Below are 25,877 nucleotides of genomic sequence, written 5' to 3' on the forward strand. Positions count from 1 at the left end.
ACTTGAGCCTCACCCGAACGCCGGCTTAGCTCAGTTGGTAGAGCAACCGCCTTGTAAGCGGTAGGTCATCCGTTCGATTCGGATAGCCGGCACCACGCCATCCATCACACCGTGCGCTTGATGCGCAGCAGGCCGGGCCCGAAGCGGGCTTGCAGCAAGGCCTGCAACTGCGGCTGGAACTGGCGCAACTTTGCTGCGGCCGCGGCGCTCGTGACCAACAAGGTCCAGCCCTCCTCGTCGACCGCGCCTGCCACCAAACTGCCGTGCATGCTGACTGGCAATCCCTTCTTGACCGTGGTCAACCGGGCTTGGGCGGCCTGGGCCATTTGGGTGAGGTGCACCAAGCCAGCATGGGCCTGCAGTGCCTGCGACACCGGCACGGCCGCCGGCACGGTGGGCCGCAAGGGACGATGCAGGTAGCGGGGGCCAGACATGGGCTTCAGTTTAGGCCCGGCTGGTAGACTCCGGCGCTTTTGCCCTGGCCGGTGATTTCGCTTGAAAAAGCGGAACTTGCGCCCCAGATGCAGGCCCTCGTGCCTTCTCCACTGTTCGCCGAATCCATGTTGCCCCAGCTCCTGACCCGCCTCTTTGGCAGCCGCAATGAGCGCCTGCTGCGCCAGTTCCGCAAGACGGTGCAGGCCATCAATGCACTGGAACCCAAGTACGAGGCGATGGACGATGCGACGCTGCAGTCGCAAACGCAGGTCCTCAAGGATCGCTTGGCCGCTGGTGAAACGCTCGACCAGATCCTGCCTGACGCTTTCGCCGCCGTTCGGGAGGCCAGCAAGCGCGTGCTCAAGATGCGCCACTTCGACGTGCAGTTGATCGGGGGCATGGTGCTCCACAGCGGCAAGATTGCCGAGATGCGCACGGGCGAAGGCAAGACCTTGATGGCCACGCTGCCCGTTTACTTGAACGCGCTGTCGGGCAAGGGCGTTCATGTGGTGACGGTCAACGATTACTTGGCACGCCGCGATGCCGAGTGGATGGCCAAGCTGTACAACTTCATGGGGCTGACCGTCGGCATCAACCAGCCGCATGTGCCGCGTGAAGAAAAGCAAGCGGCCTACAACGCCGACATCACCTACGGCACCAACAACGAATACGGCTTCGACTACCTGCGCGACAACATGGTGCAGTCGATCGAAGACCGGGTGCAGCGCTCGCTGAACTTCGCCATCGTGGACGAAGTCGACTCGATCTTGATCGACGAAGCGCGCACGCCTCTGATCATTTCGGGCCAGGCCGACGACCACACCGAGCTGTACCGCCACATCAACGCCGTGGCCCCGAAGCTGAAGAAGCAAATCGGTGAAGCCGACCCGCGCACGGGCGAGGGCGTGATCGAGCCGGGCGATTTCACGGTCGACGAAAAGTCGCACCAGATTTTCTTGACCGAAGCTGGCCACGAGCGCGCAGAAGTCTTGCTCGCCGAAGAAGGCCTGCTGGCCGAGGGCGCCAGCCTGTACGACCCGGGCAACATCTCGCTCGTGCACCACCTGTACGCCGCCTTGCGCGCGCACCATGTGTTCCAGCGCGACACGCACTACGTGGTTCAGAACAACGAGGTGGTGATCGTTGACGAGTTCACGGGGCGCTTGATGACCGGCCGTCGCTGGTCGGACGGTTTGCACCAAGCCGTTGAGGCGAAGGAGGGCGTGCAGATCCAGGCCGAGAACCAGACGCTCGCCTCGATCACCTTCCAAAACTACTTCCGCATGTACGCCAAGCTCGGCGGCATGACGGGCACGGCCGACACGGAAGCCTACGAATTCCAAGAAATCTACGGCCTGGAAACGGTGGTCATTCCGCCGAACCGCCCCACGATTCGCAAGGACGAGCTCGACCTGGTCTACAAGTCGGCCCGCGAAAAGTACGACGCCCTGGTGCGCGACATCCGCCAGTGCCACGAGGCCGGGCAGCCGGTGCTGGTGGGCACGACCTCGATCGAAAACTCCGAGCTCGTGTCGGCCATGCTGACCAAGGAGAAGCTGCCACACAACGTGCTGAACGCCAAGCAGCACGCCAAAGAGGCCGAAATCATCGCGCAGGCGGGTCGGCCTGGCGTGATCACGATCGCCACCAACATGGCGGGTCGGGGCACGGACATCGTGCTGGGCGGCAACGTGGAGAAGCAGGTCCAACTGCTGGAGGCCGACCCATCGGTGCCGGCCGACGAGAAAGCGCGCCGCATCCAGCAACTGCACGACGAATGGCAGGGGCTGCATGAGAAGGTGAAGGCCGCCGGCGGCCTGCGCGTGGTCGCCACGGAGCGTCACGAGAGCCGCCGCATCGACAACCAGCTCCGCGGCCGTTCGGGTCGCCAGGGTGACCCCGGTGCCAGCCGCTTCTACCTGAGCCTCGACGACTCGCTGATGCGCATCTTTGCCGGCGATCGCGTCAAGGCCATCATGGAGCGCTTGAAGATGCCCGATGGCGAGGCCATCGAAGCGGGCATCGTGAGCCGCAGCATCGAAGGCGCCCAGCGCAAGGTCGAGGCCCGCAACTTCGACATCCGCAAACAACTGCTGGAGTACGACGACGTCGCCAACGACCAGCGCAAGGTGATCTACCAGCAGCGCAACGCCATCTTGGAGGCCGCCGACTTGCTGCCGCAAGTTCGCTCGCTGCGCGAAGGCACGATGACCGACATCGTGCGGGCCCATGTGCCGCCCGAGAGCTTGGAAGAGCAATGGGACTTGGTGGGCCTGCAGCGCCAACTCAAGGACGAGTGGATGCTCGACCTGCCCCTGGTGGAAACCGCCACCGCGGCCGATGCCTTCACCGACGACGACGTCCTCAACCTCGTGGTCAACGCCGCCAACACGGTGTTCGACGCCAAGGTGACTTTGATCGGCGTCGAGCAGTTCACGCCCTTCATGCGCATGGTGCTGCTGCAAAGCATCGACCAGCGCTGGCGCGAGCATTTGGCGGCCTTGGACTACCTGCGCCAGGGCATCCACCTGCGCGGCTACGCCCAGAAGAACCCCAAGCAAGAGTACAAGCGCGAGGCCTTCGAGCTGTTCTCGCAGTTGCTCGACGCGGTGAAGCTGGAGGTGACCCGGGTGCTGATGAATGTGCGCATCCAGACCCAAGACGAAGCGCAGCGCGCGGCCGAAGCCGCAGCGGCCCAGGCCGAGCAGGTGCGCAACGTGACCTACACCCACCCCAACGAAGACGGGTCGGTGTCGCAGGAGCCGGCCGGCGGTCCCTCCCTGGCGGACCAGTACCCCGGCGTTGGACGCAACGACCCCTGCCCCTGCGGCAGTGGCAAGAAGTTCAAGTTCTGCCACGGCAAGCTGGCCTGACACCCGCCCGCCTGCCGTCCTTCGATTTCTAGAATGGGCCGAGTTCTTCTCGGCCCTTTTTCATTGCCGCCACCATGCCCGTTCAACTGCACAGCCCCGACCCCGCCCAACTCCTGCCCGTGGCGGGGGTTCGCATCGGCACCACCCAAGCCGGCGTTCGCAAGGCCAACCGCCGCGACTTGTCGGTGTGGCTCCTGGCACCCGGCACCAGCGTCGCGGGCGTGTTCACCCAGAACCGCTTTTGCGCCGCGCCGGTGCAGGTGTGCCGCGAGCACCTGCAGCACGGTCCGGAGGTGCGCGCCTTGTTGATCAACACCGGCAACGCGAACGCCGGTACCGGCGCGGACGGACTGGCGCGCGCCCGGCGCACTTGTGCGGCGCTGGCCGACCAATTGGGCCTCGCCGAGCAGCAGGTGCTTCCGTTCTCGACGGGCGTCATCATGGAAACGCTGCCGGTTGAGCGCATCGAAGCGGGCTTGCGTGCCGCGATCGATGCGGCCCGACCCGATGCGTGGTTGGAGGCCGCGCAGGCCATCATGACGACGGACACCTTGCCCAAGGCGGCTTCGCGCCAAGTCACCATCGGCGGCAAGGCCGTCACGCTCACCGGCATTGCCAAGGGCGCCGGCATGATCCGTCCCAACATGGCCACGATGCTGGGTTTCGTGGCCACCGACGCCTGCGTGGCTCCGAGCTTGTTGCCGGCCCTCGTGAAGGAGGCGGCCGACGCCTCGTTCAACCGCATCACGGTCGATGGCGATACCAGCACGAACGACAGCTTCTTGCTCATGGCCACCCACCAAGCGGGTCACGCGCGCATCGACGCCTTGGATTCGGTCGAGGCGGCCCTGTTGCGCGACGCCTTGAAGAGCTTGGCGGTGGAACTTGCCCAGGCCATCGTCCGGGACGGCGAGGGCGCGACGAAGTTCATCACGGTGCAGGTGGACGGTGGGCGGGATGCGGCCGAAAGCCGTCAAGTGGCCTATGCCATCGCCCACTCCCCCTTGGTGAAGACCGCCTTCTTCGCCAGCGACCCCAACCTGGGCCGCATCTTGGCGGCGGTGGGCTATGCCGGCATCCCCGATCTCGACCAGTCCCTGATCGACATGGACTTGGGGGACGTGGCCGTGGTGCGCGAGGGCGGCCGGCTGGCGAACTACGTGGAAGCGGAAGCGGCCCAAGCGATGGCGGCCAGCGACGTGCGGGTCCGCGTGCATTTGAATCGCGGCGCGGCCAGCGAAACGGTGTGGACCTGCGACTTCAGCGAAGACTACGTCCGCATCAACGCCGACTACCGGTCCTGATCAGAAGCTGACCGAGCGGGTACGCCATCCGCGGGCGACCATGGTGGCGTTGAGGATGGCCGCTTCTTCGCGCGTCGCAAAGGGGTAGACCGCGGCGCGCCAGCCCTCGGGGGTCTCGATGACCTCGCCGTGCAGGCCCGCCTGCTGGGCCATGGTGGCCTTCAGGTGCTCGGTCATGCGCGCCAACATCGCCTCGGCTTCCGCGCGGGTTTTCCAAGCCGGGCTCACCAAGGCGATCAGCGGCCCCTTGGCCGGCACACCCGGACGGATGGACTCGGGTGTCGCTGCGCCTCTGTAGGCCCCAGAACTTGTCTCTGCCCCGGACGGGCCGGTGGCGTTGCGCGCCGCGTCGGTGGGCGCGGGGCCTGGGGTTGGGGGCGCCGACCCGGCTTCTGCGCGTGCCGTGGCCTTGCTCGCCAACATCGGTGGCGGTGGCGGGCCGCGGCGGTTGGGCAGCGGTTTCACCAGTTGCGGGCGGATGTCGGGTGGCGGCTCGTCGTTGGTGCCCGAGGCAGAGACGGCGGCGGCCGACGCTGCGGCTGTTGCGGTGCTGGCTGCGGTGGCTGGCGCTTGCGGCAGGCCGGAAGCGGCCGTGGCCGTGGTGGGCGGGGCGCTGGCCTCGGTTGGGGGAAGTGCGGTTGGGCCGGAAGCCGGCTCGGGACCCGCCGCCGCACTCGCGGGTGCGCTGGCCACCGTCGCTGGGCCGGAGGGCGCGGAGGCTTCGGAGGTTTCCGGGGCGACTGGGCGGCTCCACCACCAGCCTGCTGTCCCTGCCGCGGCCGCGACAAGCGTCAGCACCCACAGGCCTTGAAGCCGTCGGCGATGCCAATGACGCGGACCGTCCACCACGCTGCCGTCGGCCGCCACCAGCACGCGGCGCCGTTCTTTGCCCACGTCGATGGCCGCGCTGATCAACCACAACTCCACCGGCCAACCGCCCCCGGAGTGTTCCGCCAAGGGGCCGTCGACGTCGATGCGGCGCTGCGGCCATGCGCGCTGGCCCTCGTCCTCGCCCTCTTGCTGGGGGGCGACAGACAGCCCGTGGGCCGCCGCGAAGCGTGCGGCGCGTGAGGCGCTGATGCCGTCGATGAAGGCCTCGCTGAACACCGGCCACGGGGCGTTCGTGGCGCGCTGCGCGCGCACCAGTCGCTCCCAATGCCGCCGTTTGGGGGTGGGCGTTGCTGGGCTGGGGGCCGGTCCGGATGCCTCGCTGCCGTCCATCGTCGGCTCGACCCCTTGGGGCGGACGCAGGAAGGGCAGGGCGACCCAGCCGATGCTGTGCACCTGGCTTTCGTCGATGCGGGCCGCGAGCGGATGGCGGTTGTGCCAAGCGACGACGGCTTGCTGGATGGCGCGCGAGGTCGGGGTCATGGTCTTGGGTCGCGCATGGTAGGTCGACAATCCACGGCATGAGCCCGATCCCGGATGACGATACCGCGCAATTCCTGGCGCTTCTCGCGGCCGCGTTCCAAAGCGGCCACGCTTGGCACCGCGCGCAACTGACGGCGCCCACGCCAGCCGCAGGGGACCTCGAGCGCCTCTTGCTGCGTCCAGTGCAGTTGAAGGGCCAGGCCTGCGTCCAAATGGTGTGGCGACACGCGACCAAGGACCTGACCCAAAACCTTCCTCCTGATGCTGCTGTGGCGGCTGTGGCCGAGCGCCTGGGCCGGGACTTTCGTGCGGCGGCGCTGTGGACGCCGGAGGCCCATTGGCAGCTGGACGTCAAAAAGAAGCGGGCTTTGCTGAGCCGGCATGCCGTCGCCCCGGCGGCCACTGCCGCCGTGCCGGCGGGGCACAACCGGGAGAAGCCCCGCTGGCTGGATGCGAACGATCCCGCTTGGCAGGCCTTGGGGTTGATGCAGCGGGCCCAGGGGGCGCCCGTGCCCGTGCCGGCGATGGCGCGCAAATGGCGGCAAATCAATCACTTTGTGGAGATCTTCGACGCGGCCCTGCGTCAGGCCGACTTGCCGATGGGGCAGCCCGTGCGGGTCGCCGACTTCGGCTGCGGTCGGGGGTACCTCACCTTCGCCGTGCACGCTCACCTGAGGCGCTTGGGTCGGCCAGCCGACGTGGTGGGGGTGGAGTTGCGCGAGGCCCTGGTGGCCGAGACGGAAGCCTTGGCGCGCCAACTGGGTTTGGACGGGCTGCACTTTGCCCAGGGCGATGTTGGGCATCAATCCGTGCGGCCGCTGGACGTCATGATTGCCCTGCACGCCTGCGACACCGCGACCGACCATGCTTTGCACCACGGACTGCGCGCTGGCGCGGCCGTCATCCTGACGGCGCCTTGCTGCCACAAGCAGTTGCGCGGGCAGCTTCAACCGCCGGGCGTGCTGCAACCCCTGTTCAAGCACGGCGTGCATCTGGGGCAAGAGGCGGAAATGCTGACCGATGGTCTGCGAGCGCTGTGGTTGGAGGCGCAGGGCTACGACACGCAAGTGTTCGAGTTCGTGAGCCTGGAGCACACGCAAAAGAACAAGATGATCTTGGCCACCCGACGGCCTGTTCGGGTGCCCGCCCGCGAGCAGCAGGCGCGCGAGCAGGCGCAGGCCTTGAAGGCGTTTTGGGGGGTGCGGGAGCAGGCCTTGGAGGCGCTGTTGGGACCCTGAATCCGCCCGGGAACGTCGTGTTCCCAGGCGGAGAGGGCGGCAAGGGGATCGGTGGAGGGCAAGACGCGGCGGCGTGGGGCCCTCAACCCCGGAAAGCCGGCAAGCGGGCGCAAGCGCAGCGAGCCAGACGCGCGCAGCCCCACCCGACCCAGGGCCCAGCCCGAGGGGTCGCGAATCCATGGCTGGGTCTCGCGCTGTCATGGCGACCATCTTCTTCGGCGCGGCCCGTTGACCAAGCTTGAAGTTGACGTGGATTGGGCTGCCTTCAATTTGCACTCGAAATGCCCACCGCTTTTGATGGGAGTCAAGGCACCTTCCCCGGTGAGGCCCACCAAGTCATGGGGCTAGAATCGCGCCCGTTTTGAACCGGCAGATTGGGTGAAGGCCTGGGCTGCCGGTTTCGCGTTGCGTTTCGGCGCCTCGCACCTCCCTGCACACGGACTCCACGCGCAGACATGAACCACAACATCCAATCCCTGCATCGCCTGGGCGCTTGGGCCCGCAACGGCCTCGCCATGGGCGCCTTGCTGGCGGCTCAAGCCAGCTGGGCCGTGAACGACCTGCCCGGCGGCCCCGCCGTCAACCAGGTCAATCTGCCGCCTCCGGTGACTCAAATTGCCACGTGGCAGATGGGCTTGCACAACATGATGTTGTGGATTTGCTCGGCCATCTTCGTGGCGGTGTTCGGCGTGATGTTCTATTCGATCTTCAAGCACCGCAAATCGCGGGGTGCGAAGTCGGCCAACTTCCACGAGTCCGTGGCCGTCGAAATCGCTTGGACGGTGGTGCCGTTCTTGATCGTGATCGCCATGGCCTTGCCCGCCACGAAGGTGGTGGTGGCCATGAAAGACACGACCAACGCCGACCTGACCATCAAGGCCACGGGTTACCAGTGGAAGTGGGGCTACGACTACCTGAAGGGCGAAGGGGAGGGCATCGCTTTCTTGTCGACCCTGGACCCGGCCCAGCGCGCGATGAGCGACAGCGGCAAGCCGGACCAAGTCGACGACTACCTGCTGAAGGTGGACAACCCCTTGGTCGTGCCCGTCGACAAGAAGGTGCGCATCATCACCACCGCGAACGACGTGATCCACGCGTGGATGGTGCCGGCCTTTGGCGTGAAGCAAGACGCCATCCCGGGCTTCGTGCGCGACACCTGGTTCCGCGCCGAAAAGGTGGGCGACTATTACGGCCAATGCGCCGAGTTGTGCGGCAAAGAGCACGCCTACATGCCGATCCATGTGAAGGTGCTGAGCCAGGCCGATTACGCCACCTGGGTGGCCGAACAGAAGAAGGCCATGGCCGCGAAGGCCGACGATCCCAACAAGGTGTGGGACCTGGCCGGCCTGATGGCCCGCGGCGAGAAGGTCTACAACGCCAACTGCGCCGCCTGCCACCGAGCCGACGGCAAGGGCGCGGGTCCCATCAAGCCCCTGGACGGCAGTGCGATTGTTCTGAACGAGCCCGAGAAACAGATCCAGATCCTGTTGCAGGGTGCCGGCAATGGCGCGATGCCTGCCTGGAAGCAACTCAATGACACCGAGTTGGCGGCCGTCATGACCTACACCAAGAATTCCTGGAGCAACCAAACCGGCAAGGTCATCCAGCCTGCTGAGTTTGCGGCGGCTCGCGCCAAGTAATTTGCCGAGGACAACAACATGAGCGCTGTACTCGATCCGCACGGCCACGCGGCCGGCCACGCCCACGACGATCACCACGACCACCACGCCCCCACGGGTTGGCGTCGTTGGGTGTTCGCCACCAACCACAAAGACATCGGCACGCTGTACCTGCTGTTTGCCTTCGCCATGTTGATGATCGGCGGCCTCTTGGCCCTGGGCATCCGCTTGGAATTGGCGAAGCCGGGCCTGCAGTACGTGAACCCGGAACTGTTCAACCAGTTCACCACCATGCACGGCCTGATCATGGTGTTCGGCGCCATCATGCCGGCCTTCGTGGGCTTCGCGAACTGGATGATTCCGCTGCAGATCGGTGCCAGTGACATGGCCTTCGCGCGGATGAACAACTTCAGCTTCTGGCTGATGATCCCGGCCGCCGTCATGCTCGTGGCCTCGTTCTTCATGCCGGGCGGTGCACCTGCCGCAGGCTGGACGTTGTACGCGCCCCTGACCCTGCAGATGGGGCCCTCCATGGACGCTGGCATCTTCGCGATGCACATCCTGGGCGCCTCGTCGATCATGGGCTCGATCAACATCATCGTCACCATCTTGAACATGCGCGCGCCTGGCATGACCTTGATGAAAATGCCGATGTTCGCCTGGACCTGGCTGATCACCGCCTACCTGCTGATCGCCGTCATGCCCGTGCTGGCCGGTGCCATCACCATGACGCTGACCGACCGCCACTTCGGCACCACGTTCTTCAACCCGGCCGGTGGTGGCGACCCGGTGATGTACCAGCACATCTTCTGGTTCTTCGGCCACCCCGAGGTCTACATCATGATCTTGCCGGCCTTCGGCATCGTCAGCCAGATCGTGCCGGCCTTCGCCCGCAAGCGCCTGTTTGGCTACGCCTCGATGGTGTACGCCACGGCCTCGATCGCCATCCTGTCGTTCATCGTGTGGGCCCACCACATGTTCACGACCGGCATGCCGGTGACGGGTCAGTTGTTCTTCATGTACGCCACGATGCTGATCGCCGTGCCCACGGGCGTGAAGATCTTCAACTGGATCGCCACGATGTGGCGCGGTTCGATGACCTTCGAAGTGCCCATGCTGTGGGCCGTGGGATTCATCTTCGTGTTCACGATGGGCGGTTTCACGGGCCTGATCCTGTCGATGGCGCCTGTGGACATCCAGATCCAGGACACCTATTACGTGGTGGCCCACTTCCACTACGTGCTGGTGGCCGGTTCGCTGTTTGCCCTGTTCGCTGGCGTCTACTACTGGGGCCCGAAGTGGAGCGGCGTGATGTACAGCGAGTTCCGCGGCAAGCTGCACTTCTGGCTGTCGCTGCTGTTCTTCAACGTCACCTTCTTCCCGATGCACTTCTTGGGCTTGGCCGGCATGCCGCGACGCTACGCCGACTACCCCTTGCAGTTCGCCGACTTCAACCTGATCGCTTCGATCGGCGCCCTGGGCTTCGGCCTGATGCAGGTGTACTTCTTCCTGTTCATCGTGCTGCCCATGATGCGCGGCAAGGGTGAGAAGGCCCCGCAGCGGCCCTGGGAAGGTGCCGAAGGCTTGGAATGGGAAGTGCCGTCGCCGGCTCCCTTCCACACCTTCGAGACGCCCCCGAAGCTGGACGCCACGGCCACCAAGATCGTTGGTTGACATGGACGCCGAACAGCGCAAAGCCAACCGCCGCCTGGGCTTGATCTTGGCCAGCGTGGCGCTGGCCTTCGCGGTCGGGTTCATGGCCAAGATGGCGTTCTTGACGAGTTGATTCCATGAAGCGCTGGAGCCGAGCGTTGCATCGCGACAACTTGCACCTGGTGGGCAAGTTGGTCGTGGTGTGTGCGTTGATGTTCGGGTTTGGCTACGCCTTGGTGCCGCTGTACCGGGCCATTTGCGAAGCCCTGGGCATCAACGTGCTGAGCGAGGTGGAGCGCCGCGACCTGGCCAAGAACTCGCAGATCGACAGCAGCCGCTGGGTCACGGTGGAGTTCGACGCCAATGCGCGGGGGCCTTGGGACTTCAAGCCGGCGAAGAACTTCGTGAAGGTCCATCCGGGCGAGTTGGTGACGGTGAACTACACCTTTCGCAACCGCCAAGATCGGACCATGGCCGCGCAGGCCATCCCGAGCTATGCGCCGAAGCAAAGCATGGCGCACTTCCACAAGTTCGAGTGCTTCTGCTTCAACGAGTACACCTTGGCGCCGGGTGAAGAGAAAGAGTGGCCGGTGGTGTTCGTGGTGGACCCCAAGTTGCCCAAAGACGTGACCACCATCACCTTGTCCTACACCTTCTTTGAGGTGCCGGGCAAGAAGCTCGCGCAGGCCAAGCCGGCCAAGGCAGGCGCATGAGCGAGGCCGGCCAAGACCTGCGGGAAGCGGTGCAGCGCCCCGCTTCGTTGGGTCAGACGATGCGGGCCGTCGCGTGGTCGTTTTTTGGCGTGCGCAAGGGCGCCGAGCACGAGCGAGACATCGCCAAGCTCAACCCGGTGCACGTGATCATTGCCGGTGTCGCCGGCGCCGCCCTGTTCGTGACGGCGTTGGTGGTGCTGGTTCGGTGGGTGATTGCCAGCGGCGTCGCCGGCTGAGCGAAAAACTGTTTAGAGAACAAGGAGAAGCCTCATGGCAGGTGCAACCCATAGCAGCGGCCAAGCGCCGTACTACTTCGTTCCAGGGCCCTCGCGCCACCCTGCGCTGGCGTCATTGGGGCTGTTCTTCGTCATCCTGGGCGCCGGCCAGTGGATCAACGGCCATGGTTGGGGCGCGTACTCCTTGGCGTTTGGCCTCTTGTTCTGGCTGTTCGTGCTGAAGCAGTGGTTCGGTGATGCCATCCGCGAGAGCGAGGGCGGCCTGTACAGCGACCGCATCGACATCAGCTTCCGCTGGAGCATGGGCTGGTTCATCTTCTCCGAGGTGATGTTCTTCGCGGCCTTCTTTGGCGCCTTGTATTGGGCCCGGGTCCACTCGGTGCCCATGCTGGGCAACCTCGAGCACACCTCCTTGCTGTGGCCCGACTTCAAGGCCCTGTGGCCCAGCAGCAACCCTGGCATGACGGCCTCGCCCGCCGGCACGATCGAGGCCTTCCAGACCATCGGTCCCTGGCCCCTGCCGACGCTGAACACGGCGCTGTTGCTGACCTCGGGTGTGACCCTGACCATCGCCCACCATGCCTTGGTGGCCGGCAACCGCGCGCGCACCATCGCCTTCATGTGGATGACCGTGCTGCTCGGCGTCGTGTTCCTGTTCGTGCAGGGCTACGAGTACATGCACGCCTACCGCGACCTGAACCTGAAGCTGTCCAGTGGCATCTTCGGCAGCACCTTCTTCATGCTGACGGGCTTCCACGGATTCCACGTGTTCGTGGGCATGCTGATGTTGCTGTTCATCACCCTGCGCCTGCAAAAGGGCCACTTCACCAAGGATCGCCACTTCGGGTTCGAAGGCGCCGCTTGGTACTGGCACTTCGTGGACGTGGTGTGGTTGGGCCTGTACGTCGTCGTGTACTGGATGTGATCGACGTCGCCCCATGAAAAGCGCCGCCCGTGGGCGGCGCTTTTGCTTGTCGGTGCGGCGCTTCAGCGTTGAATCGGGACGCCGCGGGGTTCGATCCAACCCATCGACCACGCGAGCAAGATGATCAAGAACAAGGTCACCGACAGGCCCACACGGACGGCCAGTGCCCTGGCCATCGCGTCGCGCCGCTGACCGCCGCGTCGCAGCATGAAGTACCCCGCGCCGGCCAGCGCGCCCAAGATGCCCAAGAAGGCGAATAGAAACAACCAGTTCATGGCGATCGAGTATGCAGCAGCCCGCCGTTGACCGCGGTCGTTGGGGGCGATGGACCGGCCCCGCAGTGGCCTTGGCCGCGCTCGGGGTGGTGCTCGGGACCGCCCGGCTGGGCATCTGGCAGTTGGACCGAGCCCACCAGAAGCAGGCTTTGCAGGCCGAACGGGTGCGGGCGGCGCAATTGCCGCCCGTGTCGATCGCCGACGTGCTAGCCCAAGCCCACACCGATTGGTCGGCACGCCGGGTGGTTTGGCGCGGCCAGTGGTGGCCCTCGAAAAGCCTCTGGCTCGACAACCGTCCCTTGAAGCAGCGAAGCGGCTTCGTGCTGCTCACGCCCCTGAAGCTGGACCAAGGGGGGCTGGTCTGGGTGCAGCGCGGTTGGGTTCCCAAAGGCGCCGGCGTGCACACGGCGCCGCCGTGGCCTGCCACGCCCGAGGGCGAAGTCCAGGTGGAAGGTCGCTTGGCGCCTCACGCGTGGCGAGCCTATGACCTGGGCCCGGCGGCCGATGGCCCGCTCAAGCAAAATCTCGACCTTTCCGGCAGCGCTGCGGCTTTGGGCCAGGCCCCCGTTCCTTGGGTGCTGTGGCAGACCGCTTCGTGCGCCCCGCTGGATTGCGACTGGCCCTCACCCGACGACGGCGTGGCCAAACACCATGGCTATGCGGCGCAGTGGTTTGCGTTGTCGGCCTTGACCCTGGGTTTGTATGTCTGGTTCCAAGTTTTCCTCCCCTGGCGACGCCGACGCGCACGCGCTTGACCTCACGGTGCACGTGCCGCCCGAGGACGAAGCCCTGCGTGCCCTGAGCCGCTCGGACCAAACCCGCCGCGGCCGCATCATGATGGTGGTGGTGGTGCTGCTGTGCGCGCTGCCGGTGTTGGCGTCGTACTTCACCTTCTACGTGATCAAGCCGCAGGGGCAGGCCTACGGCGAGCTGATCGCCGCGCAGCCCGAGTTGCCGCCCACCTTGCCCTTGCGGGACCTGGACGGCAAGGCAGTGGCACCGGCCAGCCTGCACCAGCAATGGTTGCTGGTGGTGGTCGATGGCGGTTCCTGTGTGGGCGAGTGCGAGAACCACCTGTACATGCAACGGCAGCTGCGCGAGATGCTGGGCCGCGCCCGCGATCGCGTGGACAAGGTCTGGCTCGTCACCGACGACGCCCCCATCCAGCCCGCCCTGTTGAAGGCCTTGCAAGCGACCCCGTCGACCACCGTGCTGCGGGTGCCGGCCGATGCGCTGCGGCAGTGGTTGCAGCCTGCGACCGGCCAGGCCCTGGCCTCGCACCTGTACCTCGTCGATCCGATGGGCCGCTGGATGTGGCGCTCGCCCGCCCATCCCGATCCCATGAAGATCAAGAAGGACCTGGACCGCTTGCTCAAGGCCAGCGTGCACTGGGACCAAGCGGGGCGCCCGCAATGACCCCGGGTTTCGTGGACTGGTCGCCCCTGCTTCAGTTGCTGCTGCTGGGCCTGGGCCTGGGGATCGTGCCCTTGGGCTGGTGGATGGTGCGAAGCGCGGGGCTGGATCGGCGCCGGCGCTTGCGCGCGCTGACCTTGATCACCTTGTTCCTGACCTTCGACTTGGTGGTGTTCGGGGCCTTCACGCGCCTGTCGGATTCGGGCTTGGGCTGTCCCGATTGGCCCGGTTGCTACGGCTCGGTCAGCCCCATTGGCGCCCGCGAAGAGATCGCGGCCGAGGTGGCCCTGCGCCCCACGGGCCCCGTCACACACGGCAAGGCCTGGGTTGAAATGGTGCACCGCTACTGGGCCAGCGCCGTTGGTTTTCTGATCCTGGTCTTGGCGGCGCTGGCCTGGCGCTGGCGTCAGGCCGACCTGCCGCATCCGGGCTGGGCCAGCCTGGCCTTGGCCTGGGTGCTGCTGCAAGGCGCTTTCGGCGCTTGGACGGTCACGATGAAGCTGTTCCCGGCCGTCGTCACCGGCCACCTGATGCTCGGGCTGGGCTTGCTCAGCTTGCTGGCTTGGCAGGCCGAGCGATTGGCACCGCGACCGATCGCGGTGTCCAAGGCCGTGATCCGCACCTGGCAACTCCTGGCCGTGTTGGTGTTCGTGCAGTTGATGTTGGGCGGGTGGGTCAGCACCAATTACGCGGTGCTCGTGTGCCGCGATTTGCCGACCTGCCAGGGCCAGTGGTGGCCGGAGATGGACTTTTCCGCCGCCTTCCGCGTTTGGCGGGCCTTGGGCACCGACGGGCAGGGGGGGCTGCTGAGCTTCCCGGCCCTGACGGCCATCCACGTGACCCATCGCCTGGGTGCGCTGGCCGTCACCTTGGTGGCCTTGGCGCTGGCCTGGCAGTTGCGCGCACCGACCACGCGCCCCTGGGCGTTGGCGCTGGTGGCCCTGTTGGTGTGGCAGGTGGCGTCCGGCGTGTCGAATGTCGTCCTGGGCTGGCCCTTGTTGGCGGCCTTGTCCCACAGCGCGGGCGCCGCGGCCTGGGTCGTGGTGCTGACGGTGCTGGGCGCGCGATGGGTCGGGGAGGGCGCGCACGTGGCCCCGCAAAGCTTGAGGCGGGAGGTTCGCGCATGACCGAGGTGCCTGTGCAAGGCGGTGGCGTGCCCAGCCGATGGGCCCAGTTCTACGCGCTGACCAAGCCTCGCGTGGTGCAACTGATCGTGTTCTGCGCGGTCATCGGCATGGCCCTGGCCGTGCCGGGCTGGCCGGATGCCGCGCAGTGGCAGCGCATGGGCGCTGGGGCGCTGGGCATTTGGCTCATTGCGGCGGCGGCGGCGGCGTTCAATTGCTTGGTCGAACGCCGCATCGATGCGCGCATGAAGCGCACGAGCTGGCGCCCGACCGCGCGGGGCGAGTTGAGCCCCACGCAAGCCTTGGGGTTCTCGGTCGCCTTGTGCGCGGCCGGGGCGTTGATCTTGCTGCTGTGGGTCAACGCGCTCACCCTGTGGCTGACCCTGGCCACCTTCGTCGGCTACGCCATCGTCTACACGGTGTGGTTGAAGCCGACCACACCGCAGAACATCGTGATCGGCGGGGCCTCGGGGGCCATGCCGCCGGTGCTGGGCTGGGCGGCGGTCCAGGGCAGTCTCGGGCCCGAGCCCTGGCTGCTGTGCTTGATCATTTTCTTGTGGACCCCGCCCCACTTCTGGGCCCTGGCCCTGTACCGCGCCGACGACTACGCCAAGGCCGGGCTGCCCATGCTGCCCGTGACGCACGGCAATGCCTTCACGCGCCTGCAGGTCTTCCTGTACACCTGGATTCTGTTGGCGGCCACCCTGTTGCCTTACCTGATGGGCATGAGCGGGCTGCTCTACCTGGTGGCGGCGCTGGCCCTGGGCCTGCGCTTTTGCTGGTTCGGGTGGCGCCTCTGGCGCCGCTACGACGAAGCCCTGGCCCGTCGCACCTTCTGGTTCTCCATCTGGTACCTGGCTTTGCTGTTTGCAGCGCTGTTGATCGACCACTATGTGCCCATCGGAATCCGTTGACCGTCGCGTTTGGCTGCTGGCCGGTTTGGCCAGCCTGGGCGGCCTGGGTGCCTGCGAGCCCGCGGCCCAAACCAGCTTTGCCAGTGTCGACTTGACCGGGGCGGCCTACGGCCGCGACTTCAACCTGCCCGATGTGGACGGCCGGCGCCGCAGCTTGGCCGACTTCCGGGGGCGGGTTGTGGTGGTTTTCTTCGGCTTCACGCAGTGCCCTGACGTGTGCCCGACGACCCTGGGCGAATTGGCGCTGATCAAGCAGGAACTCGGTGCCGACGGCGCCCGCGTGGTGCCGGTGTTCATCACCGTGGACCCCGAGCGCGACACGCCCGAACTCTTGAGGGCTTACATGGCCAACTTCGGCGCCGATGGGGTGGCCTTGCGCGGCAGCCTCGAGGAGACGCGCGCCGTGGCCAAAGAGTTCCGGGTGCTGTTCAACAAGGTGCCGGCCAAGACGGGCGAGGGCTACACGATGGACCACACCGCGGCCTCGTTCGTGTTCGACCCCCAGGGCCGCTTGCGCTTGTACGCGCGCTACGGACTCGGCCCGCAGGCCCTGCTCGGGGACGTGCGGACCTTGTTGCGAGGCGCCTGAACGGGCGCCTCGGTCCTGCCAGGCTCAGGCAGTGGCCAGGGCCTGACGCATCTTCTTCATGGCCGCCGCCTCGATCTGGCGGATGCGCTCGGCACTGACGCCGTACTCGGCGGCCAGTTCGTGCAGGGTCTTGCCCCCGCTGCTGTCGTCGTTCACGTCCAGCCAACGGGCTTGCACGATGCGCCGGCTGCGCTCGTCCAGCACGTCCAGCGCGCGCTGCAGGCCGTCGCTGGCCATGGCGTCGCGGGCGCGGGCGGCCAGCACTTGCGTCGGCTCGTGCCCTTCGTCGGCCAGGTAGGCGATGGGGGCGGAGGACGGGCTGTCCTCGTCGTCGCCCTCTTGCGGCTCCAGCGCGAGGTCGGCCCCCGCCAGGCGCATTTCCATCTCCACCACCTCCTCGGGCTTGACGTCCAAGGTGCGGGCCACGTGGTCGATCTCGGCCTCGCTCAAGGCCTGCCGGTTCGGGTCGGAGGCTTCGTGCTTCAGGCTGTGCTTGAGGCTGCGCAGGTTGAAGAACAGCTTGCGCTGGGCCTTGGTGGTGGCCACCTTGACCATGCGCCAGTTCTTGACGATGTACTCGTGGATCTCCGCCTTGATCCAGTGCATGGCGTAGGACACCAGGCGGACGCCCTGGTCGGGGTCGAAGCGGCGCACGGCCTTCATCAAGCCCACGTTGCCTTCTTGGATCAGGTCGCCGTGCGGCAGCCCGTAGCCCAGGTACTGGCGCGAGATGGAAACCACCAAGCGCAGGTGCGAGAGCACCAACCGGCCGGCGGCTTCGAGGTCGCCTTGCTCCTTGAGGGCCCGGGCGTAGCGCTGTTCTTCATCGGCCGTGAGCATCGGCAGCCGGTTCACGGCGCTGATGTAGGCGTCCAGATGCCCCAGCGAGGGGATCAAAGACCAAGGGTCGCGCACCGTCAAGGTGGCGTGGCTGGAAGCGCTGAGCGTGGCGGCAGACATGGGTCGAGGCCTTTCGACGGGGCGTACAGCACCCCGGCCTCGAAATATTAGCACTCATCAGGCGAGAGTGCTAACACCCTCGCCGAACCCTCAATCGGCGAGGCCGAACTCGGGGCTGGCCACCATGCCTTCGATGTCCAGCAGGATCAAGATGCGCTCGCCGACCTTGCCCAGGCCGGTCACGTGGCGGGAGTCGATCGCAGCCCCCATCTCCGGGGCCGGCTTGATTTGGTCGACAGGCAGCTCCAGCACGTCGGACACCGAATCGACCACCATGCCCAGCACGCGGTTGCCCACGTTCAGCACGATGGTGACGGTGAAGGCGTTGTACTGGGCGTCGGTGCCCAGGCGCAGCCGCATGTCCATGATGGGGACGATGACGCCCCGCAGGTTGACCACGCCTTTGACGAAGTGCGGCGCATGGGCGATCCGCGTCGGCGCTTCATAGGAGCGGATCTCCTGCACCTTCAGGATGTCGATGCCGTACTCCTCGGCGCCGATGCGGAAGGTGAGGAACTGCTTGCTGGCCACCGTGCTGGACTGTCCCAGGCCCGCCGATTGCGAAGACACCACCAGGTCGTTGCTCATGGTTGCTGCGAGGTCTCAAGCTGCGTTGCGAACGATTGTGCCGTCCCCCGGCGCCCGCACGCCTAGCGGGGACCCGTACGCCCCCGGCCCGGCGTGACATCCGGCTGCTTTGCCGGGGGCCTTCGTCAGGGCTTTTCAAAAAACCAAGCAAGCGCTTGACTGATTCGTTAGCATGCGCGCCATGCCGCCCCGCAAACCCGCCCCACCCGACGCCCCCAGCCCCGACCTGCTCGCCCAGTGGGCGGCGCTCATGGGCGTGGACCTGAACGACCCCAAAGAGCGCCTGGTGTTCCACGCCGCCTGCCAGTTCGCCGAGCACGGCTTCGACGCGGTGACCACGCGCGAGATCTGCAACGCCGCCGGCACCAACCCGGGCGCCATCCATTACCACTTTGGCGACAAGGACGGCCTTTACCGCGAGGTGCTGCGCCGGCCCATCCAGCAGATGAACGAGGCCTTTGCCGGCTTCGACCACCCCGACTTGAGCCTGCCCGAAGCGCTCGACCGCTTTCTCGCCCCGTTCCTGACCATGAACCACGGGGAGGGTCCCAACCCCATGCGCCTGTACCTGCGCGAACTCATGGACCCCAGTGAGGTCTTCATGCAGGCGGTGTCCACGCACATCGGGCCCAACCACCATGCCTTGACGCGCTTGCTGGCCCGGCACATTGGTGTGGCGCAGCCCGACACCGCCGTGCACCAACTCGCCTTCGCGCTGTGCGCCATGGCGCACGACTACTGCCTGAGCCGCCCGTTCATGGACGCCCTGACGCCGGGCCTCCTGGACGACGACCCCGAACTGCTGGCCGTGCGCCGCCGCATCGTCGGCTGGGGCGTGGCCCTGGTGGCCGCCGAGCGCGCGGCCCGGGCTTCCACGACTTCTTCTTGAGCATGACCATGACCCCACGACGCCTTCTTGCGCCGAGCGCCATCGCGCTGGCCGTGTTGCTGAGCGCCTGCGCCAGCGCACCACCGGCCGGCCCGCCCCAAGCCGTGGCCGCCACCCCGCAACTGCCTGCCGCCTGGCTGGCGCCCTTGCCGCACCAGGGCTCGCCCGCCGAGTTGGCCCGCTGGTGGCAGCGCTTCGACGACCCGGTGCTGGTGGCCCTCATCGACCAGGCCCAAGCCGCCAGCCCCACGCTGCAGGCGGCCACCGCGCGCCTGGCCCAGGCGCGGGCCGAAGCACGCCAAGCCTCGGCCGGCTTGCTGCCCCAGGTGCAGGCCGGCGCCCAAGCCACCCGCGCGCAACAAGCGCCCGACTTCAAGCCCGCCACCACCAGCGGCGCGCAGTTCAGCGCCAGCTGGGAGCTGGACCTTTTCGGCCGTGCCCGGGCCAACGGCGCCGCTGCCCAAGCGCAGGCCGATGCCGCCCAGGCCCAATGGCACGAGGCCCGCGTGAGCCTGGCGGCCGACGTCGCCTCGGCCTACCTGGCGCTGCGCCACGCGCAGGCGCAAGAAGAGATCGCCGAACTCGACGTGCAGGCCGCGGAAGGTTTGGCGCAGTGGGGGCAGTTGCGCCGCCAGCGCGGGCTGGACAGCGCCAGCGACGTGGCCCTGCTCAACACCCAGCGCGCGGCGGCGGTGGCCGTGCGCGCCGACCAGCGCGCACAAACCGCCATCGCCCTGCAGACCCTGGCCTTGCTGACCGCGAAGCCGGCGGCCGAACTGGCCCCGCAGCTGGCGCCCACCGCGGTCCAGGCGCCGCGACTGCAGCGTCGCATCCCTGCCGCACCGCCCTTTGCCTGGTCGGCCCTGCCGCCCCAAACCCTGGCCCAGCGTCCGGATCTGGCCGCGGCGCACCAACAGTGGCTGGCCGCCGCCTACAGCGAGCAAGGCGTGCGCGCCGAAGCCTGGCCGCAGCTCAGCCTCACCGGCCTGATCGGCAATGCGCGCCTCGGTTGGGGCAGCGGCAGCACCGGCGGCGCCGTGTGGTCCATCGGCCCCTCCTTGAGCCTGCCCTTGTTCGACGGCGGCCTGCGCCAAGGCCAGCGCGACGCCGCCCAGGCCCGCACCGCGCAAGCCGCCGCGGCCTTCGAGGCGCGCTGGCGCGGCGCCGTGGCCGAGGTGGAGGAGGCCCTGCAATTGGTGGCCAGCGCGGGCGAACGCCAGCGCGAGGCCGACACCTCGCAGCGCGAGTGGGAGCGCATCGCCGCCGACGCCACGCGCCTGGCCCAAGCCGGCGTGCAAAGCGGCCCGCAGCGCGCCAGCACCTTCCGCAATGCGCTCAGCGCCTACAGCGCGGCCGTTGCCATCCGTCACGAACACGCCCAAGCCTGGGTGCGCCTGTACCGCGTGCTGGGGGGCGGCTTCGACGCCAACAGCGCCGCCAGCGCCACCACCGCGTCGGCGCAAACCGCGCCCACCTCGAACTGAACACCCCGCGTTCCGGAGTCCCGCCATGAAACCCGCCCTCGTTCTCAGCGCCCTGGCCCTGGCCTTGTCGGTGCACGCCCAAGACAAGCCCGCGGCACCTGCCGCCAAGCCCTCGCTCACCATCCAAACCACCCAGGCCCAAGCGGCCCAATGGGCCACGCGCTTGCCGGTCAATGGCAACGTCGCGGCCTGGCAAGAGGCCGTCATCGGCGCCGAGGTGGGCGGCATGCGCATCGCCGAGGTGCTGGTCAACGTGGGCGACCGCGTCAAGAAGGGCCAGCTGCTGGTGCGCCTGAGCCCCGGCACCCTGCAGGCCGACCTGGCCGCCACCCGCGCCTCGCTGCAAGAGGCCGAAGTCAACGCCCGGGACGCCCGCGCCCAGGCCGAGCGCGTCAAGCCGCTCACCGGCACCGAAGCGCTGAGCGCCCAACAAATCGAAGCCACCCTGGCCGCTGCCGACATGGCCGAGGCCCGCGTCGCCAGCCTCAAGGCCCGCCTGATGGCCGACGAGCTGCGCCTGGGCTACACCCGCATCACCGCGCCCGACGACGGCGTCATCACCGCCCGCGAGGCCGTGGAAGGCGCGCTGGCCCAACCCGGTCAAGAGCTGCTGCGCCTGCAGCGCCAAGGCCGCCTCGAGTGGCGCGCCGAGGTGCCCGGCCCGCTGCTGGACCAGGTCAAGGTCGGCCAGAAGGCCCGCGTGCAAATCGGCAGCGCCAGCGTGGACGGCCGCGTGCGCCAGGTGGCGCCCAAGATCGACGCGCAAACCCGCAACGGCCTCGTCTACGTGGACCTGCCCCCCACCGCGGGCGCCCGTGCGGGCCTCTTTGCCCGCGGCGAGTTGCTGCAAGGCGAGGGCAGCGTGCTGACCCTGCCGCAGTCGGCCGTGCTGCTGCGCGACGGCTTCAGCTACGTCTTCAAGCTCGACGGCAACAAGGTGCGCCAGACCAAGGTCGAAACCGGCCAGCGCCAGGGCGACCGCGTTGAAATCAAGCAGGGCCTGGACGCCAAGGCCGCCGTGGCGCTGAGCGGTGTGGGCTTCTTGGCCGACGGCGACACCGTGCGCGTGGCGCCCGCCGCCGGCGCGCCGGCCCCGGCCCAGCAGTAAGGGGTCGCTGCCATGTTCAATGTGTCCCGTTGGTCCATCGCCAACCCGGTCCCGGCCATCTTGCTGTTCATCATGCTCACGGTGGCCGGCGTGCTCGGCTTCCGGGCGATGAAGATCCAGAACTTCCCCGACATCGAGCTGCCCACCATCATCGTCACCGCCAGCCTGCCCGGCACCGCGCCGGCGCAGATGGAAACCGAGGTGGCGCGCAAGATCGAAAACGCACTGGCCACCATCCAGGGCCTGAAGCACGTCTACGCCAAGGTGCAGGACGGCACCGCCACGCTGACCGCCGAGTTCCGCCTGGAAAAGCCCCTGCAAGAGGCCCTGGACGAGGTGCGCGACGCCGTGGGCCGCGTGCGGGCCGACCTGCCCGCCGACCTGCGCGACCCGGTCATCACCAAGATGAACCTGTCGGGCTCGCCGATCCTGACCTACACCGTGTCGTCCAGCACCATGGACGACGAGGCCTTGAGTTGGTTCGTCGACAACCAGGTCACCAAGCGCATGCTGGCCGTGCGCGGCGTGGGCAGCGTGTCGCGCGTCGGCGGCGTCAGCCGCGAGGTGCGCGTCGAGCTCGATCCCAACCGCCTGCTGGCCCTGGGCGTCAGCGCGGCCGAGGTGTCGCGCCAGCTCAAGGCCGTGCAGCAAGAAGCCCCGGGCGGCCGCGCCACCCTGGGCGGTGCCGAGCAAAGCCTGCGCACCATCGCCACGGTGCAAACCGCGGCCGACCTCGGCGCGATGGAAATCGCCCTGCAAGACGGCCGCCGCCTGCGCCTGGACCAGGTGGCCACGGTCACCGACGGCGTGGCCGAGCAGCGCAGCGGCGCCTTCTTGAACGGCAAGCCCGTGGTGGGCTTCGAAATCGTCCGCGCCAAGGGCGCCGGCGAGGTGGACGTGGCCCAAGGCGCGCGTGCTGCCATCGAAGAACTGAAGGCCGCGCACCCCGACATCGCCGTCACCGAGGCCTTCAACTTCGTCGACCCCGTGGTCGAGAACTTCGACGGCAGCATGTGGCTGCTCATCGAAGGCGCCATCCTGGCCGTGGTCGTCGTGTGGTTCTTCTTGCGCGACTGGCGCGCCACCTTCGTCAGCGCCGTGGCGCTGCCGCTGTCGGCCATCCCCACCTTCATGGTGATGAACTGGATGGGCTTCAGCCTGAACGTGGTCACGCTGCTGTCGCTGTCGCTCGTCATCGGCATCTTGGTGGACGACGCCATCGTCGAGATCGAGAACATCATGCGCCACCTCGCCATGGGCAAGAGCCCGCTGGAGGCGGCGCGCGAAGCGGCCGACGAAATCGGGCTGGCGGTCATCGCCACCACCTTCACCCTCATCGCCGTGTTCCTGCCCACCGCCTTCATGAGCGGCGTGCCCGGCAAGTTCTTCGTGCAGTTCGGCTGGACGGCGGCCATCGCCGTCTTCTTCAGCCTCGTCGTGGCCCGCCTGCTCACGCCCATGATGGCGGCCTACATCCTGAAGAAGCCCAAGAAGGAGCACCCCGAACCCGCGTGGATGCCGGCCTACCTGCGTGCCGCGCGCTGGTCGTTCACGCACAAGGGCAAAACGCTGCTGCTGACCCTGGCCTTCGGCGTGGTGAGCTGCGGCCCGCTGTTCGCCGGCAAGATCGCCGGGGCCTTCATCCCGCCCGACGACCTGAGCCAGACCCAGGTCACCCTGCAGTTGGAGCCTGGGGCCACCTACGCGCAGACGCAGGCCGTGGCCGCGCAGGCCGAGAAGATCGTGGCCCAGCACCCCCACGTGAAGCTGGTCTACACCGCGGTGGGCGGCGGTGCGGCCGGCGCCGACCCCTTCACCATGGGCGGTGTGCCCGAGTCCCGCAAGGCCACGCTCACGCTCAACCTCACGCCCCGCAAAGAACGCCGCGGCACCACCAAGCAAGACATCGAGCGCGAGCTGCGCCAGCGCCTGGAGGTCATCCCGGGGGCCCGCATCAACGTCGCCTTCGGCGGCTCGGCCGAGAAGTACGTGCTCGTGCTGGCCGGCGAAGACGGCGAGGCCCTGACCCAGCACGCCGCCAAGGTGGAGCGCGAGCTGCGCACGCTCAAGGGCATCGGCCAGGTCACCAGCAGCTCCAGCCTGCAGCGGCCCGAGCTCATCGTGCGCCCCGACGCCGCCCGCGCGGCCGACCTGGGCGTGAGCACCGCGGCCATCGCCGACACCCTGCGCATCGCCACCAGCGGCGACTACGACCAGCTGCTGCCCAAGCTCAACCTCAGCCAGCGCCAGGTGCCCATCGTCGTGCGCCTGCCCGATGCCGCGCGCCAAGACCTGGCGCTGATCGAGCAGCTCACCGTGCCGGGCAGCCGCGGCCCCGTGCCCCTGCAGCAGGTGGCCGAGGTCACGCTGGCCAGCGGCCCGGCGCAGATCGACCGCTACGACCGCCTGCGCAACGTCAACTTCGAGATCGAGCTCAACGGCCAGGCCCTGGGCGACGTGCAAGCCGCCGCCGCCGCGCTGCCCAGCCTGAAGCAGCTGCCGCCGGGCGTGATCAAGACCGAGATCGGCGACGCCGAGGCCTTTGCCGAGCTCAGCGCCAGCTTCTTGCTGGCCATGGGCACCGGCGTGGCGTGCATCTACATCGTGCTGGTGCTGCTGTTCCACGCCTGGGTGCAGCCGGTCACCATCTTGGGCGCGCTGGTGCTGTCCATCCCGGGGGCCATCTTGGCGCTGTACGTGACGGGCACCGACCTCTCCATGCCCGCCATGATCGGCATGATCATGCTCATGGGCATCGCCACCAAGAACTCCATCCTGCTGGTGGAGTACGCCATCGTGGCGCAACGCGAGCACGGCCTCAGCCGCCTGGATGCCTTGCTCGATGCCTGCCACAAGCGCGCGCGTCCCATCGTCATGACGACCCTGGCCATGGGCGCCGGCATGATGCCCATCGCCTTGGGCTTCGGCACCGACCCCAGCTTCCGCGCGCCCATGGCCATCGTGGTGATCGGCGGCCTCATCACCTCCACCTTCCTCAGCCTGCTCGTCATCCCCGTGCTGTACGAGGTGGTGGACGACCTGATCCAGAAGTGCACGCCGCGTCGCTTCCGCCAAGCACCCCAGGAGGAGGCCCAAGCATGAAGCGCCGCGACTGGCTGCTGGGCGCCGCCGCCCTGAGCGCGGGCGCCGCCTGGGCCCGCGACGAGCTGGGCGCGGCGGAGGCCGCGTCGGCCCCGGCCGCGGCCCCGGCTTGGCGCCTGGAAGACCTGGACTGGGCCGACGTCAGCCGCCAGCGCCCCGTGCCCGTGCGCCTGTACCTGCCCACCGCGCGCCCCGCCCAGGGCCTGCCCCTGGTGGTGTTCTCGCATGGCATCGGCGGCTCGCGGCGCGGCTACAGCTACCTCGGCCAGCACCTGGCCGCGCAAGGCATGGCGGCCCTGCACGTGCAGCACGTGGGCAGCGACCGCGCGCTGTGGAGCGGCAGCGTCTTCAGCCTCGTCGGCCGCTTGCAGGCCGCGGCGCAAACCGCCGAGGCCCGCGCCCGCGCGCTGGACGTGCGCTTCGCGCTCGACCAGCTGCAGCGCGAGCGCCCCGAGCTGGTCGACCCCCACCGCATCGCCATGGCGGGGCACAGCTACGGCGCCAACACCAGCCTGCTGCTGGCGGGCGCCGCCATCCCGGGCGAAGCGCCCCTGGCCGACCCGCGCATCCGCGCGGCGGTGTTCATCTCGGCCCCGCCCCTGCACGGCGTGCCCGAGCCCGAGCGCGCGCTGGCCGCCATCCGCTTGCCCAGCCTGCACATCACCGCCACCGATGACGTCATCCGCGTGCCCGGCTACACCAGCGTGGCCGCCGAACGCGTGGCCCTGTTCGAGGCCACCGGCAGCGCCGTCAAAGGCCTGGCCGTGTTCGAAGGCGGCTCGCACTCCGTCTTCACCGACCGCGGCGGCACCGGCGGCCCCGTGGCCAACCCGCGCATCAAGCGCGCCACCAAAGAGCTGGTGGCCGACTTCGTGCAAGGCCAGTTCGGCGGCGACGCCGCCCTGCGCCTGGGCCAGTGGCACCAGCGCCACCAGGGCCTGCTGGCCCGCTGGGTGCCGCCCACGGCCTGAGAGGGCGAGAGGAAATCAGCCATGCCCGCCTCGCAGCCCCAAGCCCCCTCGCTCGTCGTTGCAAATGCGCGCCGTAGCACGAGCTACGGCTGT

Annotated in this window: 24 protein-coding genes and 1 tRNA gene; 20 read left to right on the forward strand and 5 right to left on the reverse strand. The window is 67.9% G+C overall.

Features of this window, described 5'->3' with window-relative positions; translation table 11 throughout:
- Positions 1-19: 19 nt before the first annotated feature.
- Positions 20-95, forward strand: a tRNA-Thr gene (locus EOD73_RS16740).
- A gap of 9 nt (positions 96-104) precedes the next feature.
- Here the strand turns inward: EOD73_RS16740 and EOD73_RS16745 are convergent.
- Positions 105-434 (reverse strand): hypothetical protein, encoded by a 330-nt coding sequence (locus EOD73_RS16745; RefSeq protein ID WP_127684193.1) that lies wholly within the window; start codon positions 432-434, stop codon positions 105-107.
- A gap of 126 nt (positions 435-560) precedes the next feature.
- Between EOD73_RS16745 and secA the strand changes: the two genes are divergently transcribed.
- Entirely contained in the window at positions 561-3,308 is a 2,748-nt protein-coding gene (gene secA, locus EOD73_RS16750; protein ID WP_127684194.1) for a preprotein translocase subunit SecA, read from the forward strand.
- 74 nt (positions 3,309-3,382) lie between these two features.
- Positions 3,383-4,612, forward strand: a complete 1,230-nt coding sequence (gene argJ / locus EOD73_RS16755) for a bifunctional glutamate N-acetyltransferase/amino-acid acetyltransferase ArgJ (protein WP_127684195.1) — start codon at positions 3,383-3,385, stop codon at positions 4,610-4,612.
- Here the strand turns inward: argJ and EOD73_RS16760 are convergent, their stop codons facing one another.
- Entirely contained in the window at positions 4,613-5,983 is a 1,371-nt protein-coding gene (locus EOD73_RS16760) for a hypothetical protein (protein WP_127684196.1), read from the reverse strand.
- A 38-nt stretch (positions 5,984-6,021) separates the two neighbouring features.
- On the opposite strand from EOD73_RS16760, the gene EOD73_RS16765 reads away from it, so the two are divergent.
- From EOD73_RS16765 to EOD73_RS16790, 7 genes are all read left to right on the forward strand, one after another.
- Complete coding sequence (locus tag EOD73_RS16765; RefSeq protein ID WP_127684197.1) at positions 6,022-7,221, forward strand: class I SAM-dependent methyltransferase; 1,200 nt, start codon at positions 6,022-6,024, stop codon at positions 7,219-7,221.
- A 515-nt stretch (positions 7,222-7,736) separates the two neighbouring features.
- Positions 7,737-8,861 (forward strand): cytochrome c oxidase subunit II, encoded by a 1,125-nt coding sequence (gene coxB / locus EOD73_RS16770; protein ID WP_127684323.1) that lies wholly within the window; start codon positions 7,737-7,739, stop codon positions 8,859-8,861.
- A gap of 18 nt (positions 8,862-8,879) precedes the next feature.
- The gene (gene ctaD, locus EOD73_RS16775; protein WP_127684198.1) at positions 8,880-10,514 is read left to right on the forward strand and encodes a cytochrome c oxidase subunit I; all 1,635 of its coding nucleotides are present in this window, start codon (positions 8,880-8,882) and stop codon (positions 10,512-10,514) included.
- Between the two features lies 1 nt (position 10,515).
- Complete coding sequence (locus EOD73_RS17885) at positions 10,516-10,626, forward strand: cytochrome oxidase small assembly protein (RefSeq protein ID WP_240660767.1); 111 nt, start codon at positions 10,516-10,518, stop codon at positions 10,624-10,626.
- A 4-nt stretch (positions 10,627-10,630) separates the two neighbouring features.
- Positions 10,631-11,206 carry a cytochrome c oxidase assembly protein gene (locus EOD73_RS16780; protein ID WP_127684199.1) on the forward strand — a complete coding sequence of 192 codons (576 nt, stop codon included), beginning with the start codon at positions 10,631-10,633 and terminating at the stop codon, positions 11,204-11,206.
- On the forward strand, positions 11,203-11,442 hold the full coding sequence (locus tag EOD73_RS16785; RefSeq protein WP_127684200.1) for a DUF2970 domain-containing protein: 240 nt from the start codon (positions 11,203-11,205) through the stop codon (positions 11,440-11,442). Before EOD73_RS16780 ends, EOD73_RS16785 begins: the two co-directional genes overlap by 4 nt.
- Positions 11,443-11,476: 34 nt before the next feature.
- Positions 11,477-12,367, forward strand: a complete 891-nt coding sequence (locus EOD73_RS16790; RefSeq protein ID WP_127684201.1) for a cytochrome c oxidase subunit 3 — start codon at positions 11,477-11,479, stop codon at positions 12,365-12,367.
- Positions 12,368-12,429: 62 nt separating this feature from the next.
- On the opposite strand, the gene EOD73_RS16795 is transcribed toward EOD73_RS16790, so the two are convergent.
- Complete coding sequence (locus EOD73_RS16795) at positions 12,430-12,642, reverse strand: DUF2909 domain-containing protein (protein WP_127684202.1); 213 nt, start codon at positions 12,640-12,642, stop codon at positions 12,430-12,432.
- A gap of 11 nt (positions 12,643-12,653) precedes the next feature.
- Here EOD73_RS16795 and EOD73_RS16800 point away from each other — a divergent pair, with 11 nt between their 5' ends.
- The 5 genes from EOD73_RS16800 to EOD73_RS16820 are packed head-to-tail and all read left to right on the forward strand — an operon-like array spanning position 12,654 to position 16,682.
- Positions 12,654-13,397, forward strand: coding sequence for an SURF1 family protein (locus EOD73_RS16800; RefSeq protein ID WP_127684203.1), 744 nt, complete (start codon positions 12,654-12,656; stop codon positions 13,395-13,397).
- Complete coding sequence (locus tag EOD73_RS16805; RefSeq protein ID WP_127684204.1) at positions 13,345-14,058, forward strand: SCO family protein; 714 nt, start codon at positions 13,345-13,347, stop codon at positions 14,056-14,058. Before EOD73_RS16800 ends, EOD73_RS16805 begins: the two co-directional genes overlap by 53 nt.
- Complete coding sequence (locus EOD73_RS16810; RefSeq protein WP_127684205.1) at positions 14,055-15,182, forward strand: COX15/CtaA family protein; 1,128 nt, start codon at positions 14,055-14,057, stop codon at positions 15,180-15,182. Before EOD73_RS16805 ends, EOD73_RS16810 begins: the two co-directional genes overlap by 4 nt.
- On the forward strand, positions 15,179-16,093 hold the full coding sequence (cyoE, locus tag EOD73_RS16815) for a heme o synthase (protein WP_127684206.1): 915 nt from the start codon (positions 15,179-15,181) through the stop codon (positions 16,091-16,093). The genes EOD73_RS16810 and cyoE overlap by 4 nt, the downstream gene beginning before the upstream one ends.
- Positions 16,071-16,682, forward strand: a complete 612-nt coding sequence (locus EOD73_RS16820) for an SCO family protein (protein WP_127684207.1) — start codon at positions 16,071-16,073, stop codon at positions 16,680-16,682. Before cyoE ends, EOD73_RS16820 begins: the two co-directional genes overlap by 23 nt.
- A 24-nt stretch (positions 16,683-16,706) precedes the next feature.
- Here EOD73_RS16820 and rpoH read toward each other — a convergent pair whose 3' ends face one another.
- Together rpoH and EOD73_RS16830 are read right to left on the reverse strand one after the other, a co-directional pair.
- Positions 16,707-17,642 (reverse strand): RNA polymerase sigma factor RpoH, encoded by a 936-nt coding sequence (rpoH, locus tag EOD73_RS16825; protein ID WP_127684208.1) that lies wholly within the window; start codon positions 17,640-17,642, stop codon positions 16,707-16,709.
- Between the two features lie 90 nt (positions 17,643-17,732).
- Positions 17,733-18,230, reverse strand: a complete 498-nt coding sequence (locus EOD73_RS16830) for a chemotaxis protein CheW (RefSeq protein ID WP_127684209.1) — start codon at positions 18,228-18,230, stop codon at positions 17,733-17,735.
- Between the two features lie 181 nt (positions 18,231-18,411).
- On the opposite strand from EOD73_RS16830, the gene EOD73_RS16835 reads away from it, so the two are divergent.
- The 5 genes from EOD73_RS16835 to EOD73_RS16855 are packed head-to-tail and all read left to right on the forward strand — an operon-like array spanning position 18,412 to position 25,784.
- Positions 18,412-19,119 carry a TetR/AcrR family transcriptional regulator gene (locus EOD73_RS16835; protein WP_164846115.1) on the forward strand — a complete coding sequence of 236 codons (708 nt, stop codon included), beginning with the start codon at positions 18,412-18,414 and terminating at the stop codon, positions 19,117-19,119.
- A gap of 8 nt (positions 19,120-19,127) precedes the next feature.
- Complete coding sequence (locus tag EOD73_RS16840) at positions 19,128-20,603, forward strand: efflux transporter outer membrane subunit (RefSeq protein ID WP_164846116.1); 1,476 nt, start codon at positions 19,128-19,130, stop codon at positions 20,601-20,603.
- Positions 20,604-20,628: 25 nt separating this feature from the next.
- Complete coding sequence (locus EOD73_RS16845; protein WP_127684212.1) at positions 20,629-21,711, forward strand: efflux RND transporter periplasmic adaptor subunit; 1,083 nt, start codon at positions 20,629-20,631, stop codon at positions 21,709-21,711.
- Positions 21,712-21,723: 12 nt separating this feature from the next.
- Positions 21,724-24,813 carry an efflux RND transporter permease subunit gene (locus EOD73_RS16850; protein ID WP_127684213.1) on the forward strand — a complete coding sequence of 1,030 codons (3,090 nt, stop codon included), beginning with the start codon at positions 21,724-21,726 and terminating at the stop codon, positions 24,811-24,813.
- Positions 24,810-25,784 (forward strand): alpha/beta hydrolase family protein, encoded by a 975-nt coding sequence (locus EOD73_RS16855; RefSeq protein ID WP_127684214.1) that lies wholly within the window; start codon positions 24,810-24,812, stop codon positions 25,782-25,784. The genes EOD73_RS16850 and EOD73_RS16855 overlap by 4 nt, the downstream gene beginning before the upstream one ends.
- The last annotated feature ends 93 nt before the right edge of the window (positions 25,785-25,877 follow it).

This window comes from Inhella crocodyli (assembly GCF_004004565.1).
Classification (GTDB): domain Bacteria; phylum Pseudomonadota; class Gammaproteobacteria; order Burkholderiales; family Burkholderiaceae_C; genus Inhella; species Inhella crocodyli.